Annotated in this window: 18 protein-coding genes and 1 tRNA gene; 7 read left to right on the plus strand and 12 right to left on the minus strand. The window is 39.9% G+C overall.

The window, feature by feature from the left end; genetic code table 11:
- Positions 1-77 (plus strand) — tRNA-Asp (locus AAEY62_RS17790).
- Between the two features lie 737 nt (positions 78-814).
- Here AAEY62_RS17790 and fadE read toward each other — a convergent pair.
- A complete protein-coding gene (fadE, locus tag AAEY62_RS17795; protein ID WP_121954353.1) occupies positions 815-3,271 on the minus strand; it encodes an acyl-CoA dehydrogenase FadE in 2,457 nt (818 codons plus the stop codon).
- A gap of 324 nt (positions 3,272-3,595) precedes the next feature.
- Here fadE and AAEY62_RS17800 point away from each other — a divergent pair, with 324 nt between their 5' ends.
- Positions 3,596-4,360: a class II glutamine amidotransferase gene (locus tag AAEY62_RS17800; RefSeq protein WP_024591316.1), complete on the plus strand. Its 765-nt coding sequence runs from the start codon at positions 3,596-3,598 to the stop codon at positions 4,358-4,360.
- A 38-nt stretch (positions 4,361-4,398) separates the two neighbouring features.
- Here the strand turns inward: AAEY62_RS17800 and AAEY62_RS17805 are convergent, their stop codons facing one another.
- The 5 genes from AAEY62_RS17805 to cmoA all read right to left on the minus strand — a co-directional run bounded on the left by AAEY62_RS17805 (position 4,399) and on the right by cmoA (position 8,746).
- Positions 4,399-5,133, minus strand: a complete 735-nt coding sequence (locus AAEY62_RS17805; RefSeq protein ID WP_350635617.1) for a DUF3108 domain-containing protein — start codon at positions 5,131-5,133, stop codon at positions 4,399-4,401.
- Between the two features lie 16 nt (positions 5,134-5,149).
- Entirely contained in the window at positions 5,150-5,797 is a 648-nt protein-coding gene (gene purN, locus AAEY62_RS17810; protein WP_350635581.1) for a phosphoribosylglycinamide formyltransferase, read from the minus strand.
- Positions 5,797-6,849 (minus strand): phosphoribosylformylglycinamidine cyclo-ligase, encoded by a 1,053-nt coding sequence (gene purM, locus AAEY62_RS17815; RefSeq protein WP_350635583.1) that lies wholly within the window; start codon positions 6,847-6,849, stop codon positions 5,797-5,799. Before purM ends, purN begins: the two co-directional genes overlap by 1 nt.
- Positions 6,850-7,039: 190 nt before the next feature.
- The gene (cmoB, locus tag AAEY62_RS17820; protein WP_350635585.1) at positions 7,040-8,008 is read right to left on the minus strand and encodes a tRNA 5-methoxyuridine(34)/uridine 5-oxyacetic acid(34) synthase CmoB; all 969 of its coding nucleotides are present in this window, start codon (positions 8,006-8,008) and stop codon (positions 7,040-7,042) included.
- 12 nt (positions 8,009-8,020) lie between these two features.
- Positions 8,021-8,746, minus strand: a complete 726-nt coding sequence (cmoA, locus tag AAEY62_RS17825; protein WP_182672922.1) for a carboxy-S-adenosyl-L-methionine synthase CmoA — start codon at positions 8,744-8,746, stop codon at positions 8,021-8,023.
- A gap of 116 nt (positions 8,747-8,862) precedes the next feature.
- On the opposite strand from cmoA, the gene AAEY62_RS17830 reads away from it, so the two are divergent.
- Positions 8,863-9,552, plus strand: a complete 690-nt coding sequence (locus AAEY62_RS17830) for a DUF3334 family protein (protein WP_341603938.1) — start codon at positions 8,863-8,865, stop codon at positions 9,550-9,552.
- An 84-nt stretch (positions 9,553-9,636) separates the two neighbouring features.
- Here the strand turns inward: AAEY62_RS17830 and AAEY62_RS17835 are convergent, their stop codons facing one another.
- The 4 genes from AAEY62_RS17835 to AAEY62_RS17850 form a co-directional block, all read right to left on the minus strand.
- Positions 9,637-10,026, minus strand: a complete 390-nt coding sequence (locus AAEY62_RS17835; protein ID WP_350635588.1) for a hypothetical protein — start codon at positions 10,024-10,026, stop codon at positions 9,637-9,639.
- Entirely contained in the window at positions 10,019-10,900 is an 882-nt protein-coding gene (locus AAEY62_RS17840) for a hypothetical protein (RefSeq protein ID WP_182195994.1), read from the minus strand. Before AAEY62_RS17840 ends, AAEY62_RS17835 begins: the two co-directional genes overlap by 8 nt.
- Before the next feature lie 70 nt (positions 10,901-10,970).
- Positions 10,971-11,468: a M48 metallopeptidase family protein gene (locus AAEY62_RS17845; RefSeq protein WP_182195991.1), complete on the minus strand. Its 498-nt coding sequence runs from the start codon at positions 11,466-11,468 to the stop codon at positions 10,971-10,973.
- A 13-nt stretch (positions 11,469-11,481) separates the two neighbouring features.
- Positions 11,482-12,330: a DUF72 domain-containing protein gene (locus AAEY62_RS17850; RefSeq protein ID WP_350635591.1), complete on the minus strand. Its 849-nt coding sequence runs from the start codon at positions 12,328-12,330 to the stop codon at positions 11,482-11,484.
- Between the two features lie 247 nt (positions 12,331-12,577).
- On the opposite strand from AAEY62_RS17850, the gene aspS reads away from it, so the two are divergent.
- From aspS to AAEY62_RS17865, 3 genes are all read left to right on the plus strand, one after another.
- Positions 12,578-14,356 carry an aspartate--tRNA ligase gene (gene aspS / locus AAEY62_RS17855; RefSeq protein ID WP_350635593.1) on the plus strand — a complete coding sequence of 593 codons (1,779 nt, stop codon included), beginning with the start codon at positions 12,578-12,580 and terminating at the stop codon, positions 14,354-14,356.
- A 119-nt stretch (positions 14,357-14,475) separates the two neighbouring features.
- Positions 14,476-14,706: a hypothetical protein gene (locus AAEY62_RS17860; protein ID WP_002959972.1), complete on the plus strand. Its 231-nt coding sequence runs from the start codon at positions 14,476-14,478 to the stop codon at positions 14,704-14,706.
- Between the two features lie 14 nt (positions 14,707-14,720).
- Entirely contained in the window at positions 14,721-15,317 is a 597-nt protein-coding gene (locus AAEY62_RS17865) for a pentapeptide repeat-containing protein (protein ID WP_050482467.1), read from the plus strand.
- Positions 15,318-15,389: 72 nt separating this feature from the next.
- On the opposite strand, the gene AAEY62_RS17870 is transcribed toward AAEY62_RS17865, so the two are convergent.
- On the minus strand, positions 15,390-15,713 hold the full coding sequence (locus AAEY62_RS17870; protein WP_002959968.1) for a hypothetical protein: 324 nt from the start codon (positions 15,711-15,713) through the stop codon (positions 15,390-15,392).
- A gap of 129 nt (positions 15,714-15,842) precedes the next feature.
- Here AAEY62_RS17870 and AAEY62_RS17875 point away from each other — a divergent pair, with 129 nt between their 5' ends.
- Positions 15,843-16,610 (plus strand): alpha/beta hydrolase, encoded by a 768-nt coding sequence (locus AAEY62_RS17875; protein WP_350635595.1) that lies wholly within the window; start codon positions 15,843-15,845, stop codon positions 16,608-16,610.
- Positions 16,611-16,668: 58 nt separating this feature from the next.
- Here AAEY62_RS17875 and AAEY62_RS17880 read toward each other — a convergent pair whose 3' ends face one another.
- Positions 16,669-17,871: a bifunctional alpha/beta hydrolase/OsmC family protein gene (locus AAEY62_RS17880; RefSeq protein WP_002959964.1), complete on the minus strand. Its 1,203-nt coding sequence runs from the start codon at positions 17,869-17,871 to the stop codon at positions 16,669-16,671.
- Positions 17,872-18,371 lie beyond the last annotated feature (500 nt).

Consider the following 18,371-nt stretch of genomic DNA (forward strand, 5'->3'; position numbering starts at 1 on the left):
GGAGTGGTAGTTCAGTTGGTTAGAATACCGGCCTGTCACGCCGGGGGTCGCGGGTTCGAGTCCCGTCCACTCCGCCACTTGTTATTTCCTCAATAACAAGTTTATAAAATCCTTGATTAAATAATTTAGTAAAACATTCTTTGGCTATCAGCTATCAGCTATCAGCTATCAGCTATCAGCTATCAGCTATCAAACACATTCCTTGCACGAACCTGATAATATTCCTTATTATCCGTATCAATACCTATATCAATCTGCCGATGCTCTGGTTAAGTGCTTGTGCATTGCGCTGTATCCCTTCTTTCGTAACTTTGAAACTTTTACCGCAGTTAACTTAACGCCAGGTTTAACCCCAATTCGCTTAATTAAGTAATCTATTTTGATGTAAGAAAAGCATGTCGATAATAAGGAATAATTCGTTATTTAGTTGTTTTCGGCAAATGATCCTGCATTGCTCTATCTCCTGCATCCATGCAGTCGTATATCAGAGACTTTTAACACTGCTAGGCAGGCTCTAAGTATTATTGCTAATTGGTATAGTCATTAACTTTATAGTGTTGTACTTGTAGAGCTCTTGAGAGGGTTTAAGTTTTTACAGGAGTATAGAGATGAATTAAGGGTATTTAATCAATACAGAGCTTTTAGGGTTGATTAGATGTCAGAGCTGCCTGTTATACCAAACTGTATAATTATTTCAGCAATCTAACGAATTAAACTACTCCATCAGGTTGTTAAAACTTTTTATTTTGCACAAAAAAGCCAGCACATTATGTGCTGGCTTTTGGTCTATAAATGCTTAGCTTAGCTTAGTTAATTAAGCTGCATCAGCTTCTTTTTTAACGCTATTACGCGCGGCTTTGCCTGCAAGTAAGTCAGCAGGGTCGAAGTCATCAACGTTAATAACATCTAAACGAGATTGCTCAACAGCAGCTAGTTTATCAGCCTCTGCTTGGCTTAATATGCCTGCTTCAAGCCCCATTTGCGCTACTTTATCAAGCTGGAAGAATGGCAGTTTAAGACCTTTTTCTTTGCATACACGGTCAAATAATGGCTCAACAGCAAGTACGTCTTTAAGCGTTTGCTCTTGACGACCTACAAGGTTAAGCGGCTCATTTGTTAAGTATACATAGCTTGCTAAACGGTTACGCGTTTCACTAGGTACTTGTAGTAGTTGCGCAAGTTTATGCTCAAGTTGGTCAGTTGGTTTACGAACCGGGCGACCAAACGGGAATAACAATACTTTTAACACGGCACGTAGTGGAGCCGAAGGCATGTTATTAATTAAATCAGCAAGTGCACGTTGGCAATGGTAAAGGTGATCTTGGCAACTCCATTTTACTAGAGCAAAATCTTCTTTTTTACGGCCTTCGTCGTTGTAACGCTTAAGCGTTGCAGACACTAAGTATAAGTAACTAAGTAAGTCACCTAAACGTGCTGAAATACGTTCTTTACGTTTTAGTGAACCACCAAATACTGCCATGCTAATGTCTGACATAAGAGCAAGTGATGCACTAAAGCGTGACGCTATACGGTAAAACTCAGCGGTTTCGTCGTTGTACGGCACACTTGTAAAACGAGCGCCGGTAAGAGCAAGCCACTTAGTACGTACAAGGTTCGACATAGTAAAACCAATGTGACCCATTAGCGCTTTATCAAATACGCTAAGCGCTTCTTCACGGTCTTCAATTTCGCACGCACCTAGCTCGGTAAGTACAAATGGATGACAGCGAATAGCACCTTGACCATAAATAATCATATTACGGGTCAAGATGTTTGCACCTTCAACGGTAATGGCAATAGGTGCACCTTGATAGCCACGACCTAAATAGTTATTTGGCCCAAGCATGATGCCCTTACCGCCAAGTACATCCATTGCATGAATAGTTGCATCACGCATTTGCTCTGTCAGGTGGTATTTAATAATGGCAGAAACAACAGATGGCTTTTCGCCTAAATCAACCGCACCCGTAGACATGCTAACCGCAGCATCAGAGCTGTAAGCGTAACCAGCTAATTTAGCTAGTGACTCTTCAACACCTTCCATTTTACCTATAGGTAAACGGAACTGACGACGAATGCGGCTATAAGCACCTGTCGCAATAGCAATCATTTTAATGCCACCGGCAGAGTTTGACGGCAATGTAATTGCACGACCAACCGATAAACATTCCACCAACATGCGCCAGCCTTGACCAGCCATATCTGGACCACCAATAATATAATCAAGTGGTACGAAAATGTCTTTACCGCGAGTAGGACCATTTTGAAATGGTACGTTAAGCGGGAAATGTCGACGACCAATTTCAACTCCAGGAGTATCCGTTGGAATAAGTGCACAGGTGATGCCTGGCTCTTTATTGTCGCCAATTAGGCCGTCTGGATCTTGTAATTTAAACGCAAGTCCAAGCACGGTAGCCACTGGGGCAAGTGTAATGTAACGCTTATTCCACGTTAAACTAACACCCACAACCTCTTCACCATTCCATTGCCCTTTACATACCACACCGTAGTCTGGAATTGAGCTTGCATCAGAACCCGCTTCTGGCGAAGTTAACGCAAAACATGGAATTTCTTGACCGCTCGCTAGGCGCGGTAAATAATGATCTTTTTGCTCTTTTGTACCATAGTGTTGTAATAATTCACCTGGGCCTAAAGAGTTCGGTACACCAACAATTGACGAAAGTAATGTTGATTTACTTGTTAGTTTTTGAAGTACACATGACTGTGCAAATGCAGAAAACTCTAAACCGCCGTATTCTTTTTTGATGATCATGGCAAAGAATTTATTATCTTTTAGATATTGCCATACATCTTGAGGAAGGTCGGTTAGTTCGTGCGTTGCTTCCCAATCGTCCAACATGCTACATACTACTTCAACAGGGCCATCAACAAAGGCTTGCTCTTCAATAGTAAGTTTAGGAACTGGGTATTGATGAAGTTTTTTCCAATCTGGGTTACCGCAAAATAAGTCAGCTTCCCACCACGTCGTACCGGCATCAATAGCTGATTTTTCAGTATCAGACATGCTTGGCGTTACTTTTTTAAACGTAGCAAAAATAGGCTTGATGATATATTGCTGACGAAGGCCAGTAACAGAAAGAGGAACCGCGATGATCAAAAAGATCAACCAGCTAATTAAACCAAAAGCACCTGCAAAGGTACCAATTAATAAAGTTATAGCCGAAACACCAAGTGCTGTGTTCCAACTTGCTCTGTGGTAAACCGCAGTGCAAAGCAACGCGATTAGAACCAGTGTAAATATGAGTGTCATTTTTATTCCTTAATAGAGGTCAGACCACCTCACTTAGAGTAGCGCTAGTAACAGTAATTTTCAAGTACATAACGATGTTAAATTGTAGTAGAAAGTAACTTAAATACGATATTTAATTACCCGACAGAGGAACGCACAATAACTATCGTATAGTCAAAGCATTAACCGTAAGTAGTGTTAACGTAAAAATAAATAAATCTAATAGCAAAATGACACTTTTTAAGTAAGTATAGCCGTTATAGCGGGCTGCAAATTAGTGTACGCTTAATACACAAATATAACGCTATTTATTTTAATGTATGGTTTTTAAGGGTTATTTTATTAATGTGTGAATTACTTGGCATGTCAGCCAATGTGCCTACCGATATTTGTTTTAGTTTTTCAGGCCTTTTAGAGCGTGGCGGAAACACGGGACCACATAAAGATGGTTGGGGTATTACATTTTACGAAGGTAAAGGCTGTAGAACCTTTAAAGATCCTGAGCCGAGTTATCAATCTGAAATTGCAAAGCTCGTCAAAGCATACCCCATTAAAAGTGTCTCGGTTATTAGCCATATTCGCCAAGGTAACCGCGGGAGAGTATGCCTTGAAAATACTCATCCTTTTACGCGAGAGTTATGGGGGCGCGAGCTTACTTACGCTCATAACGGGCAGCTATCTAATTATCATGATTTAAAACCGCAGTACTATCGCCCAGTAGGTAACACCGATAGCGAACTCGCTTTTTGTTGGTTACTTGATAAAATTCGTGAAAAATACCCAAAGCGTCCAAGTAATATGGCGTCGGTTTTTAGATACGCCGCTAAGCTTTCGCATACCCTTCGTGAAAAAGGGGTGTTTAATATGTTATTGACCGACGGGGTGTTTGTTTTAGCGTATTGCACTAATAACTTACATTACATAACGCGCCGTGCGCCATTTGGTAAAGCAACGTTGATTGATGCCGACATGGTGGTTGATTTTCAACAAGAGACTACACCAAACGATGTAGTAACAGTTATAGCTACAAGGCCTTTGACGAATGATGAGCGTTGGCAAAAAATGGAGCCGGGGGAATTTGCATTGTTTAAAATGGGTGAGCTAATTTAGCCCACCTATTTTAAATATTAACTTTAGTTTAATTAAATTTAGTTAGCTTCTTGAGGTTGTTGTGCTGTTGCAGGCGCAACAGCTGTAGGCGCAGTAACAGTAAATGAATTCATTTGAACTTCAAACTGCTCCATACCTTTTTCGCCTTTCCACATACGTACCAGCATGTAATCCATTTCTGGCGCAAACCATGCAATTGCTTGGCGTTTATCGTTATCGTATAAACGTTTTACTTTAATGGCTTCTACATTACCGATAGGTAGGGAGATCATCTCTTTTTCAACAACTTCAAAGTTGTAGTCGCGGCGGTTACCTTTTTTGTCTATAAGCGGGAATGAAAAGCTCGTTTCGCCTTTTTTCAATCCTTCGCGCACTTGCACTTGGTATGAAATAGCATCCTGAAATTCATCAGTCCATTCGCATTTAAGTGGGTATTCGCTAGCGCTGCTAGTCACTACTTTGTTTGTTGTATCAAAATCAATTTTATAATCTTTATCTGGGCCTGTACCGGTGCGGATCATATTGTAATGATGCGGGGTAACCTTGCCATCTTTAAAGGTAAACTTTGATGTTTCTTCACGAGAATCAGAGAAAATCATCCACTCAATATTGCTGTGGTATGTTAGTTCATAAGTATCGTCGCCCATTTTTTTGAGCTCACGAACAGCCTCACCATGATTTTTACCTTTGCGTAAAATATCGTAGTTAGCTTGATATTGGGTCAATTCGCCTGCAATTAGGCTAGTTGGAAGTAAAGTGCCCGCACATAACAACAGGGCACTTATTTTTTTATTGTGAGTAGTGCGCGCCGTGTGCAGGAAGTTGTTTTTTGTCAAGAACTGCATAATCTGCTTCCATAGTAAGTCTGTGTTCACTGAACCACTTGACCACCAAAGGATAAATTATATGCTCTTGCTCATGCACGCGTTTTGCTAATGTTTCTGCTGTATCATCCTTGAGTACAGGTATTTGCGCCTGAAGAATAACGGGACCGCCGTCTAATTCTTCAGTAACAAAGTGAACACTTACGCCATGAACATCGTCTTTTGCATCAATTGCTCTTTGGTGGGTATTCAGCCCCTGATACTTAGGCAACAAAGATGGATGAATGTTCAACATTTTTCCAACATATTTTTGCACTAAGCCAGGAGTAAGAATACGCATAAACCCAGCTAATACAACTAGATTTGGCATAAAAGAGTCGATAACGTTCATTAATTGCGCATCGTACGCTTCGCGCGAGTCAAAATCTTTATGACTGAGCACTTTTGTAGCAATACCTGCTTGTCTTGCACGCTCTAGGCCATAAGCGTCTGCTTTGTTACTAATAACAGCCGCTATATGTCCGTTTATCTCGCCACGTTCGCAGGCATCTATGATGGCTTGTAAATTAGAGCCACTACCTGAGATTAAAACTACCAGACGAGTCGGTGCCATTACTTAGCACCACCTACAATTTCAACTTGCTCTTCGCCAGCTGCTGCATCTTGAATTTCACCAAGGTGCCATGCATTTTCACCGAAGTCTTTTAGCATTGTTAAGCTTTGCTCAAGTTTGTCTGCAGGAACTACTAAAACCATACCTACACCACAGTTAAATGTACGGTACATTTCGTGTGTAGTAATATTGCCGTTTTCTTGTAGCCAGTTAAAAATAGGTGGCCACTGCCAGCTATCACCTTTAACTACAGCTTTTGCTGAAGCGGGTAATACACGTGGAATGTTTTCCCAAAAACCGCCGCCAGTAATATGCGAAAGCGCATGTACGTCAACGTTTTTGAATAACTCAAGTAAAGGTTTTACGTAAATACGAGTAGGCTCAAGTAAGGTTTCGCCTAATGTTTTACCTTCAAAGTCAGCGCTGGTATCAGCTTTTGATACTTCAAGTACTTTACGAATTAAAGAGAAGCCATTTGAATGAGGGCCGCTTGATGCAAGTGCAATAAGCTGATCGCCTGCTGCTACTTTTGTGCCATCAATAATTTTTGATTTTTCTACAACGCCTGTACAAAAGCCTGCCATGTCGTAGTCTTCACCATCATACATACCTGGCATTTCAGCTGTTTCGCCACCAATTAGGGCACAACCTGAAATTTCACAACCTTTGCCAATACCTGTAACTACGTCAGCTGCTGTGTCTACATCTAGTTTACCAGTTGCATAGTAATCTAGAAAAAACAGGGGTTCAGCACCTTGAACAATTAAGTCGTTTACACACATTGCAACTAAATCAATACCAACAGTATCGTGTTTTTTTAAGTCGATTGCTAAACGTAGTTTAGTACCAACGCCATCTGTGCCTGCAACTAATACTGGTTGCTTGTAGCCTTCAGGAATTTCGCAAAGTGCGCCAAAACCACCAATTCCGCCCATTACTTCAGGACGACGAGTTTTTTTAACTACGCCTTTAATACGCTCAACAAGTGCATTACCAGCGTCGATATCTACGCCCGCGTCTTTATAGCTTAGAGACTGTTTTTGTTCGCTCACAGGTTTTCCTCAAAATAGTTGTTTTGGGTTGCTTAGAAACGCGCGTATTTTACAACAATTGCAAGGTCGCGGCTAGCTCAAATGTAATTTTGAAATAATTAACAAGGACACTTGTCCGCTGTTTGTTGTTTAAATAAACAAAAAAACGCCCGTAGGCGTTTTTTTAGTATTAAAGGCGTTAAATTAACAGCTATGCTTTTGCGGTTAATATGGCTCGAAGTGGAGCGGGGTAGCCTTCAATTGTTTTACTTGTATCGTTTGGATCTAAAAAGTCGATTAACGATTCGTTTTCCATCCAATCGGTTTTGCGTTGCTCTTCAAGCGTGGTAATAGCGCAATCTTTTATTTGCACATCTTTAAAGCCAACGCGTTCCATCCACAGTTTTAACGCTGCAGTACTTGGAATAAACCAAACGTTGCGCATTTTAGCGTAGCGGTCGGTAGGGACTAATACTGTGTTTTCATCACCTTCAATTACTAGCGTTTCAAGTACGAGTTCGCCGCCTGGGCGAAGCTGCGCTTTTAACTGTGCTAAAAAGTCGATAGGTGAGCGACGATGATAAAGTACGCCCATCGAAAAAACCGTATCAAACGCTTTAAGTTCCGGTAATGCTTCAACGCCTAGTGGCAGTAAATGCACGTTTTCGTCTGGGTTGTAGTGTTTAATTGCCTGAAACTGACATAAAAATAAATCAGACGGATCAATACCCACTACAAACTCTGCGCCTTCACCGCGCATACGCCATAAATGATAACCTGAGCCACAACCAATATCTAAAACGGTGCGGCCTTTTAATGGCTCAATATGAGGCAGGAGTCTGTCCCACTTCCAATCACTGCGCCACTCTGTGTCTATTTCAATACCGTGCACACTAAATGGACCTTTGCGCCATGGCATCATGCGTTTTAATAAATGCATGGCTTGCTTTTGCTCGCCATCACTCATCTCCCCTGGGGCGCCAATTTCTACCTTAGTAGAAATATCAACATGCGAAGTTGCCACCACTGGTAAGTTTTTAAGTACTTTTTGCCATTTAGGTAAATCGCCATGGCTTGCCTCTAACTGCCAATGTTTTAATTGAGCAGGGAGGGTTTCTAGCCAGTGACTAAGTGGGCTTTGTGCGATAGATGCGTAAAATTGGTTAAACCATTGAGACATGGATGACTCTCTTTATTTAATTGCTACCATTGAGCAAAAATTAAAACATTGATACCACACTTGAGTTTGGCTAAAACCAATATCTTGTAAGCGAGTAAAGTGAGCGCTTAGTGTATCTGGGCGCATAACGTTTTCGATGGCGGTACGCTTTTGGCTTATTTCAAGCTCAGAGTAACCATTGTGTCGTTTAAAGTCGTGGTGCAAATCAATTAATAGGTTATCGCATTGCTCGTTTTCGGCTTTAATTTTTTCGCTAAGTAGTAGCACGCCACCAGGTTTAAGATTAGCGTATATTTTCTCAAGCACGGCTTGGCGCTGTGCGTGTGGAATAAACTGCAACGTAAAGTTCATTGCGACTACTGAGGCGTTTTGAATCTCAAGCTCGTTAATATCGCCTAAAGTAACAGTAACAGGCACATCTGATTTAAAACCTTGTAAATGCATTTTACAACGCTCAACCATGGCTTGTGAGTTATCTACTGCAATAATGTGGCAATTATCAGTGCGAATATTACGACGCATACTTAGTGTTACTGCACCAAGCGAGCAACCTAAGTCGTACAGGTTTGAATTACTTTGTGCGTATTCGCCCGCAAGCTTACCCATTGTACTTACAATAGTTGCGTAGCCCGGTACCGAGCGCTGAATCATATCTGGAAAAACTTCGACTACATTTTGGTCAAAGCTAAAATCTTTTACTTGTTGCTCAGAGGCATAAATACTGTCTTTTATGGTCACGAAGGCAGTCTCTTTGTAAATAATGGCGCTATTTTAACATTTTATACTGGATAGTCAGTGATAAATTCAGTAGCTTGACTAGAATTATGAATAATAAGTATAAAAGAGAAGATTAAATGAGCAAAAGTAAGGTCATCAGCACAGACGATATATTAGCAACCCTTTGTCATTCAGTGACAGGTGTACTCACATCAGCCAGCGGTAATGGTATTAGCTACTCAGCCATGGTGCAAAAAATAACACGTACATGTATGCGACCAGATATTGGTTGCTTTGTTTTATTTGACGGCGGTTTTACAGGGCTCGTAATTACCAACTTTACTTCGCAAGCGGCGATGGAAATTTATGGCGATTACATGCGCAATATGGGAATGCCAGAAGATGAAATAGCGCATAGCCATTTATCAGACGACGTATCAAACGTACTAGGCGAGTTGATGAATCAAATTGTTGGCGACTTTACGTCTAAAGTGCGTGAGCAATTACATACGTCTATTACGCAAAACCAGCCAAAAATGATGGCAATCAATAAGCAAGTGCAAATATCGGTAGATACCACAATGGATCGCCCGCAAGCCCGCCGCGTAACATTCACCACAAGTAAACAAAATATTTTTTACTTGGAACTAGCGATGGATAAAACAGAGTTCATTAAATTACACGACTTTGATATTGCAGAAGCACTAGACCCAGATGACATAATTGAAAACGAAGCTAAAAAGAAAGCTGAAAAAGAAAACGCAAAGGCTAAAGACATTGTGCAAGACGACGCAGATGACGACTTTATGGCAGGCTTAGGGCTTTAAGATTAAACTTTTTAAGTTGAATGAAATGATGGAATAGAAAAGCGCGATTTTATATTTCGCTTTTCTATATAATAAATTACATGGTCATCTTCGAGTTAAATCATTCATTAATGTGGATACGGGGATGTAATAAAGGATGGAAAATCCGTACCAAGCGAATTGAGCCCAATATACGGTGTCACTAATAGCTTCTATAAAGTTAAGTCCAATATAGAGAGTTAATGATAAAAACGAAAAAATGAAAATTTGCACTTGTTTGGTACTGAACTTATCTCTGTTTTTATTTTTATCTGGCACATCAAATGTTTTTGCTAGCAACTGTCCCCACAGTATTGATGTTGCTAAAGAAAAATCTGAAAGTTTAATAAAACCAATAAAATCGCCTTGTAGTACTTTGAGTAATAAAAGGACAAGAAATGGTAAAGCTATAAATAAAACTTCCTTTTTTGCACTCTCATAATTTATTTTACTCATCACTTAAATCCAATTCAGTTTGTTTCACCTTTTCTTGCGGTATCACTCGTACAACTTTAATAATTTCACATTCTATAGAGGTTGTATGTCGGTGTTTATTGACTTTCTTAGTGGTTTTAATATCTGCTAAAAGACCATCGCCTGGCCACAGTTGTGCATCTTTGTCATGATTTTTCCAGCTTTCAAACCAAACCTCATCAGACATTTTAGCCGAAAATTTTCTAAATTTTCTGCTATTACTTTCTAAGTCCCAATTTAGACCAAATACATAAGACGGACGTCGAATAATTACAACCTCTCGACATGGGAAAGTCATTTCTACGTTTTCGAACATCTGGGATGCCGGCCGAGGACAAGAAAACTCATCACTAATATCAACAAACTTCTTTTTCTTCCCAAATTGTGCTTTATCTTCTTCGGAGAGTAGGTTCAATGCGTTATTTATTTTGTGCAGGGCTTCAGCAATTTCGTATAAGTTGATATTTGATTCACAAGTGAATTCATCTAGATCAACTTTATCAGCGGTTATTTGAGAATAAATTTTCTCTGCGAATAATCTAACGTCAGATTCAGAGTCAATCTTTTTAGTTATTGCAATTTCTTCTTCAAGGCCTCGATAAATTGCATCGCAGATAGATTTGAAGTTGACACCCCTAACTTTATCAATAACTTTATGTTTGATATCGGCAATTATAGACCCTTTCCTTGTTTCTGAAAGTGCAGAACTAAACTCTATTTTTGTACCAAAGCCAAGCAATATGGACGAGTGTAGTTTATCAAAACCTTCAACGAGTAAACCCATAGAGTTGAATACTCTTTCGGGATTACTTACGTTGCGAGCAAAATCTATTCTAAGAGAGTAACTAGGAGACATTAGGTAATTCCTTTTTTAATGTGTGACTTATACTACTCAATGGATAGATATTTGTCACAGCCAAAATCAGTTAATTATATGGATTCTCTCCCATTGCGACTACCACACAAAATATCCTTAAATCTAATTCCAATTGGTGGTAACTCGGTTCCATATGGCAGCAAAGTTGATAAAAGCCTTTGTTGTGATCTTTTTCTTTAAAGTGGGCGAGTTCGTGTACTACTAATGCTTTTAGTAATGGTTCGGGTGCGCGCAATAAATCACTGTTTATGGCTAAATCGTGCTTTCGGGTTTTACCTTGCATTCGATACGTATGTGTACCGAGTGCATTGGTGACCATATCGCCTTGCTTTTTAAACGCCGCACGACCAAATGGTGGCGCATTTTTTAAATATTGTTTTTTAAGCTCGGTTGCGTAGCTATAAAGTAGTTTATCGCTAGTAATGGTATGTGCTTGCGGATACTTTTTAAGTAAGTAGTCACATACCTTGTTGTTATCTATAAGGCTTAATACTTGCTCAACAATGTTAGCTGGGTAGCCGGTAAAGTAACGTGCGTATTCACTCATTTTTATTCTCTATTTAAAAAAGCGTAGACTGGTGGGCTTCTTTTTCACCGCTGAATGGATTTAATACTGGGTGATTGTACCCTAGGTCTTCACAAAATTGACGTGCAAGTAGTGGCGATTCGCGATTATCGGCAGTATGAAAAAACACATAGGGTGTTTTACCCTCATCAAGCCATTGTTTTACTTTACTTAGCCACGGTTTATAAAAGGATTTATAGTCATTTTGTAAGTTAGCTATCACAAAGCGCGCCATAGGCTGGGAGCCTGTAGCAATAGCGTGCACTGGTAAATGAGGTTTTTTTTGCTGTGCATCTATTAGCGCTTCGGTTGTTGGTTTTACCGCAAATAGGGCGCGAGTATCCATCGATATGCGATTTATGTTGTTTGCCATTAATAATTGGTTAAGCGCTATTTCGGCTTCACCCTTTTGAAAAAACGCAGTATGGCGTACTTCTACACCGTAATTAACCTCTTTTGGTAATAGGCTAATAAATTGGGCTAGCTTGGGTAAGTCACTAGGACCAAATGCTTTAGGTAATTGCAGCATGATTTGCCCGGTTTTTTCTAAAATAGGGGAGAACAAGTTAAGCCAATCAGTAAGCTCGGTTTGAATATTAGTTAGATGCAGATCGTGGCTAAAGCGACGATTAAACTTAAACGTAAATTTAAAATCGTCGGGTACGCTGTTTGCCCAGCGCAATACTGTGCTTGGCGATGGGTCGGCGTAAAAACTGGTATTGCCTTCCACAGAATTAAAGTGTTGTGCGTATTGGCTAAGCATATCGGCGTTTTTACATTGGCTTGAAAATAAATTGCCTTTCCATGTATTACTCGACCACTGCGGGCATCCAATATATAACATACAAACTAGCGCCTTATTATAAAGTGGCGATAGTGTAGCAAATAACAAAACGAGCTGCTGTAAATTCAAGGGCAAAAGCGGCACACGCCCTAGCATCTTAATGTTAGTTGAGTATAATGCAGGGCTTAATTTGATTATTTTTAGATTGCTAGCGGCTTTATTTGTATTGTGGTGACCTGTTTTTTAAATCACACGCCTTAAAACAAATAAGTTTAGCCGTTTAAGCCTTTTATCTGACAGGAAAACTATGCGCTCTATATATTGCGGACAGCTAAATAAAACTCACGTAGATCAAGAAGTTGAACTATGTGGCTGGATCAACAAACGACGTGACCTTGGTGGACTTATCTTTGTCGATTTACGCGATAGAGAAGGTTTAGTACAAGTTGTATTCGACTCTGACATTGAAGAGTTAATGAGTTCAGCTAACACACTTCGCCAAGAATTTTGTGTTCAGTTAAAAGGTATTGTTCGCGCACGCCCAGACAGCCAAGTAAATAAAGACATGGCAACAGGGGAGATCGAAATTTTAGGTAAAGAGCTTAATATTATTAACCGCTCTGAGCCATTACCGCTTGATTTTAACCAAGTAAACTCAGAGGAGCGTCGTTTAAAATACCGCTACCTAGACCTACGTCGTCTAGAAATGAGTGACCGTATTAAATTACGCGCTAAAGCAAGCAGCTTTGTTCGTCGCTTTTTAGATGAAAACGGCTTTTTAGACATCGAAACACCTGTACTTACTAAAGCAACGCCAGAAGGTGCGCGCGATTATTTAGTACCAAGCCGCGTTCACAAAGGTAGTTTTTACGCTTTACCACAGTCTCCACAGTTATTTAAGCAATTGTTGATGATGTCGGGTTTTGACCGTTACTACCAAATTGTTAAATGTTTCCGTGATGAAGATTTACGTGCCGATCGTCAACCAGAATTTACCCAAATAGATATAGAAACCTCGTTCATGAGCTCTGATCAAGTACGTGGTATGACTGAAAAAATGATCCGCGAGATGTGGCAAACTTTGTTAAACGTTGATTTAGGCGATTTTCCAATCATGCCTTACAGCGAGGCAATGAGCCTTTACGGTTCTGATAAGCCAGATTTACGTAACCCAATGAAATTAGTTGATGTTGCAGATTTAGTTAAAGACGTAGAGTTTAATGTTTTCTCAGGTCCAGCTAACGACGAAAAAGGTCGTGTTGCTGTATTAACTGTACCGGGTGGCGCTAAGCTTTCTCGTAAACAGCTTGACGATTACACTAAGTTTATTGGTATTTACGGCGCTAAAGGCATGGCGTGGATGAAAGTAAACGACCACACTGCAGGCGCTGAAGGCGTTCAATCACCAGTGGCTAAGTTTTTAAGCGAAGACGTAATTACTAAATTACTTGAGCGTACTAATGCTCAGTCTGGCGATATCATTTTATTTGGTGCCGATAAGCGCAACACAGTAAATGAAGCAATGGGCGCACTGCGCGTTAAGATTGGTGTTGACTTAGAAATCACTAACCTTGATAGCTGGGCACCACTTTGGGTTGTAGACTTCCCAATGTTTGAAGAAGATGACGAGGGCACATTACATGCTGTGCATCATCCATTCACTGCACCAAAAGATATTACTGCAAGTGAGCTTGAAGCAAATCCAGCTGCGGCTATTTCAGATGCCTACGATATGGTATTAAACGGCTACGAAGTGGGTGGCGGTTCGGTACGTATTCATAATGCAGATATGCAAGAAACTGCATTTAGAATTTTAGGTATTAACGAGCAAGAGCAACAAGACAAGTTTGGCTTTTTACTTGACGCACTTAAATACGGTACACCACCACATGCTGGTTTAGCATTTGGTCTTGACCGTTTAGCAATGCTTTTATGTGGTACCGATAACATTCGTGACGTTATTGCTTTCCCTAAAACAACACAAGCGTCGTGTTTATTAACTAACGCGCCTAGTAAGCCTAATATGGATTCGTTAGCTGAGCTTGCAATTAGTGTTGTTGAAAAAGCGATACCTAGCGAAGAGTAATTTTTATTTAGCTTATTGAGCTAAATTTAAAAACCCTTAAGTTATATGCTTAAGGGTTTTTTTGTGGTTAAATTTACAGCAGAGTGTATTTTAACCGAATAGACGAAAAAGGAATTATTATGTCGATCAATGCAACCTTATTTGGTGAGTTCTTAGTTTTTTTTATTGTGCTGAGTATTCCTATTTTTGCTGTAATTAGCTACAAAATAGGTAAGCGTAAAAGTACTATGCCGGGGGTTTTAGCTTTTGTGGGTGGCTGTTTAGCGCTATTTCCACTATTTGCTTTGATTTTTATTGCAGTGCTTGCGCTTAAAAAAGATTTACCTAAAAATAGCGTCTATGCCCATTAAAAACTAGGTTAATAGTGTCAATTTCAAATAATAATCACTACTTCGACGAGCAATTTAATGCTTTGCAGCACGAAGAGCAACTAACTGAAAATTCTGAGTTTGAAGAGTGCACATTTACCGATTGCGACTTTTCAGGCGGGCAGTTTAAAAATTGCCGGTTTATAGAATGCAGTTTTAAAAACTGTAATTTATCGTCACTTAAATGGAACTACAGTTCACTTGAAAATGTAACTTTTAGCCACTGTAAATTAAATAGTCTGCAATGGACTGACGTGGATTGGCCAGCGCTTAGTATTAACGCACCGGTGAGTTTTAATTATTGCGAGCTTAGTAATAGTTCTTTTTTTGAATTAACCCTCAAAGCCCTCAAATTAACACACTGTTTTGCCAAAAATGTTGATTTTAGACACGCTGATTTAAGCGGTAGTGAATTTACAGGAACAGATTTTCGCGATAGTGAGTTTTTTCAAACTAACTTAACAAAATGTGATTTTGTAGGTGCGACAGCGTTTAATATAGATTTGAATAATAATATTTTAGCGAATGCTAAGTTTGATCGCTTCGAAGCACTAAACTTGCTTACCAGCCTTAATATAGAACTATGTGATTAATTTAGTTTAATATGATTACATATCTAGAAGCGGCAGCTTGGCTGGGCTTCTAGATACTGCGTGACTATGTAATTAACGGCTAGGGCCATTTTTATTACGTGCACTGGCAAGCTGTCTTGCGATTTCTAATAACGCAGGTGAAATATCTTCAGCGCCATCTTTAATTAGTTTTGTAACGTCACCTGATGAAAACAAACCGTCACGTGGTGATTTAATACCTAACTCACGAACAAAATCCTTCGTTTTACCTGTGCTGCCTGTTTCAATAAACTTAAAAATAATACGTTCATTGTTGTTTTTAGCAGGGGTTTTTAGTGTTTCGATTTCGTCATGTATTGCCGTTAGTTTGTCTTCTAAAATTTCTATACGTTCTTGAATGCTATTGTATGATTTCATTTATTGGATCTTTTACTAAATATATTTAAACAATGGCGACTATTATCGCATAGTTTGACAATAGAGAATGCAAACCTATAAAGTAAAAATTATTTTTAATTAAAAACAATAATTTATATAAGTTTAAATATGCAAAAAACACTTAAAAAGCTTTTTATGTTAAGCGCACTAGCTCTAAGTGCATCAGTTATAAGCACATCAGCAATAAGCGCAACAAGCTATGCAAACGATGGCGTTATAACTGATGAAAGCCGTAATCGCACTATTCCTATCAATATCACACTACCAAGTAACAATGCTAAGTGCACTGAACAAGTAAAGTGCCCTGTAGCGTTCATTAACGCAGGTTATGGGATTAGCCATAACAAGTATACGTTTGCCAGTAATGCGTTTAATCAGCGTGGATACTTAACAGTAGCCGTTGCACATGAACTAAAAAGCGACCCTTACTTAAACAGTGAGCAGCCTTACTTAACAACGCGTATGGAAAACTGGCACCGTGGCGTAGTAACGCTTAAGTTTTTAGTTAATGAGCTATCGAGTAAATACCCAGCGTACGACTTTACAAAACTCACCTTATTTGGGCATTCTAATGGCGGGGATATTTCCGCATTATATGGCTCTATTTATCCAAACGAAGTTAGCACTATTATTACGCTCGATCATCGCCGCATGTTGATCCCGCGCAATAAAAGCATTCGCGTACTTACACTTCGCGGTAGTGATTACCCAGCTGATGCGAATGTGTTGTTAAACGATTCAGAGCTGGATAAGTTTCCTGTTACACAAACACTAATAGAAAAATCGCGCCATAACGATATGTACGATGGTGGACCAAAATGGCTGGTGGACAGAATGAGTAAAGAAGTAGAGGGATTTTTAGATAGTAAAAATTAGGTTTATAAAAGTTAAATCACAGCGCAGTGTTACCTGCGCTATATTAATTTTACGGCAGTTATTCTACCAGTTCACTTACAATAACCGGGTTGTTATGCAGTGTTTTATGCACAGGGCATTTGTCGGCTATTTCGAGTAAACGCTGACGCTCTGGCTCTGTTAAGTCGCCACGTAAGGTGATTTTACGGGTAATGGCTTCAAGGTTACCTGTTTGCTCACAATCGTCGCAATCTTTGTTGTAATCGCGAGTGTGATCAAGCTCTACTTTTACATGCTCCAGTGGTAAGTTTTTACGTGTAGCGTACATACGCAGTGTCATGGCCGTACAGGCACCAAGCCCCGCTAATAAATGATGATACGGATCTGGGCCTAAGTTTTTACCGCCTACTTTTATTGGCTCATCTGCAAGCCAAGTATGATCTTTTGTACTTACGTGCTGAGTAAATACATGGTCTTTTTCTTCAACGAGTACATTGCCACCCGTTAAACTTGCCGTGTATTTAGTTTTGTCGTACTTAACATAACGGTTTGCCCACGTTGCAATTATTTGTGCTGCGTAGTCGGCATCGTTTTTATTTGTTAAAAGGTGATCGGCGTTATCTAGGCTAATAAAGCTTTTAGGATGCTTAGCTGATGCATAAATTTTTTCAGCTTCACTAATATTTACAGTCGCATCAATAGGGGAGTGCATTACTAATAATGCGCGCTTAAGTTTACTTATGTGGCTTTTATCGTACTTGGCTATATCGTCAATAAATTGCTTTTTAATGGTAAATTCACGGCCGGCTAAGTTTACTTTAGCTTCACCTGCTGCGTTAATTTCATCAAGGTGTGCTTCAAAGTTATGCGCTACGTGCTGCGCATCTGACGGTGCACCAATGGTTGTAATAGCCGATACTTCAGGAATATGCTCCGCAGCAGCAAGAACGGCAGCCCCGCCTAAACTGTGGCCAATGAGTAGTTGCGGCGCCGCAAAATGCTCACGTAAATGATTTGCCGCAGATACTAAATCTTGAATGTTTGATGAAAAGTTACTGTTAGCAAAGTCGCCATCGCTATTACCTAAACCGGTAAAGTCGAAACGTAGTACGGCAATGCCTTGTTGTGTTAAAGCTCGGCTAATACGAGTGGCTGCTGCAATGTCTTTACCGCAGGTAAAGCAGTGTGCAAATAGCGCGTAAAACTTAACGTCACCAGAGGGTAGTTCAAGTTGGCCGGCAAGTTCTAAATCGCCGCTTTTAAAAGATACTTTTTGTCGCATGGGGAGCCTTATTTACACAAATAAAATATATTAGGGCGTGTTGACCGTTGTGGATTGAAATTTGTTCAATCTAGGGGCGATTTAATCGCGGCGCGAGGTTTGTAACCTAGTGGACTAAGTAAAAACCGAGCAACAAAGAGTTAATCGTCCCTAGAAAGAACCCAAAGGGTAGCGCATGTTTGGCATTTATGCTGCGTTATCGCCTATTTATGGGGAACAACCACACATCACAGGCTCTGCCTTGCTTAAATACCAAACAGTCTGCTACAAATTCACCCACCAAAGGTCAGCACGCCCTAGTAGACCATATATAAGCACTAAACCTTGCAAATTCAACGTTTTTTTATAAGTTGATCTTGATCAAGCCAAGTGGCGGTGACTATGCTTTGCGGACATATGTCCTTATGTTTTTGAGGTCATTTGTCTATCCTCGCATAGCGCTATAATGAAGGCTTTGCTACTTTATATAAGTAATTTAGCACTATTAAAAGCAACTCACT

The sequence above is a fragment of the Pseudoalteromonas sp. GW168-MNA-CIBAN-0100 genome (assembly GCF_040309225.1).
GTDB classification, from domain to species: domain Bacteria; phylum Pseudomonadota; class Gammaproteobacteria; order Enterobacterales; family Alteromonadaceae; genus Pseudoalteromonas; species Pseudoalteromonas arctica.

Coding starts and splice junctions, on each gene's coding strand:
- fadE (WP_121954353.1), bottom strand. CDS start 3,271: ATGACACTCATATTTACACTGGTTCTAATCGCGTTGCTTTGCACTGCG.
- AAEY62_RS17800 (WP_024591316.1), top strand. CDS start 3,596: ATGTGTGAATTACTTGGCATGTCAGCCAATGTGCCTACCGATATTTGT.
- purN (WP_350635581.1), bottom strand. CDS start 5,797: ATGGCACCGACTCGTCTGGTAGTTTTAATCTCAGGTAGTGGCTCTAAT.
- cmoB (WP_350635585.1), bottom strand. CDS start 8,008: ATGTCTCAATGGTTTAACCAATTTTACGCATCTATCGCACAAAGCCCA.
- AAEY62_RS17830 (WP_341603938.1), top strand. CDS start 8,863: ATGAGCAAAAGTAAGGTCATCAGCACAGACGATATATTAGCAACCCTT.
- AAEY62_RS17835 (WP_350635588.1), bottom strand. CDS start 10,026: ATGAGTAAAATAAATTATGAGAGTGCAAAAAAGGAAGTTTTATTTATA.
- AAEY62_RS17840 (WP_182195994.1), bottom strand. CDS start 10,900: ATGTCTCCTAGTTACTCTCTTAGAATAGATTTTGCTCGCAACGTAAGT.
- AAEY62_RS17845 (WP_182195991.1), bottom strand. CDS start 11,468: ATGAGTGAATACGCACGTTACTTTACCGGCTACCCAGCTAACATTGTT.
- AAEY62_RS17850 (WP_350635591.1), bottom strand. CDS start 12,330: ATGTTATATATTGGATGCCCGCAGTGGTCGAGTAATACATGGAAAGGC.
- aspS (WP_350635593.1), top strand. CDS start 12,578: ATGCGCTCTATATATTGCGGACAGCTAAATAAAACTCACGTAGATCAA.
- AAEY62_RS17860 (WP_002959972.1), top strand. CDS start 14,476: ATGTCGATCAATGCAACCTTATTTGGTGAGTTCTTAGTTTTTTTTATT.
- AAEY62_RS17870 (WP_002959968.1), bottom strand. CDS start 15,713: ATGAAATCATACAATAGCATTCAAGAACGTATAGAAATTTTAGAAGAC.
- AAEY62_RS17875 (WP_350635595.1), top strand. CDS start 15,843: ATGCAAAAAACACTTAAAAAGCTTTTTATGTTAAGCGCACTAGCTCTA.
- AAEY62_RS17880 (WP_002959964.1), bottom strand. CDS start 17,871: ATGCGACAAAAAGTATCTTTTAAAAGCGGCGATTTAGAACTTGCCGGC.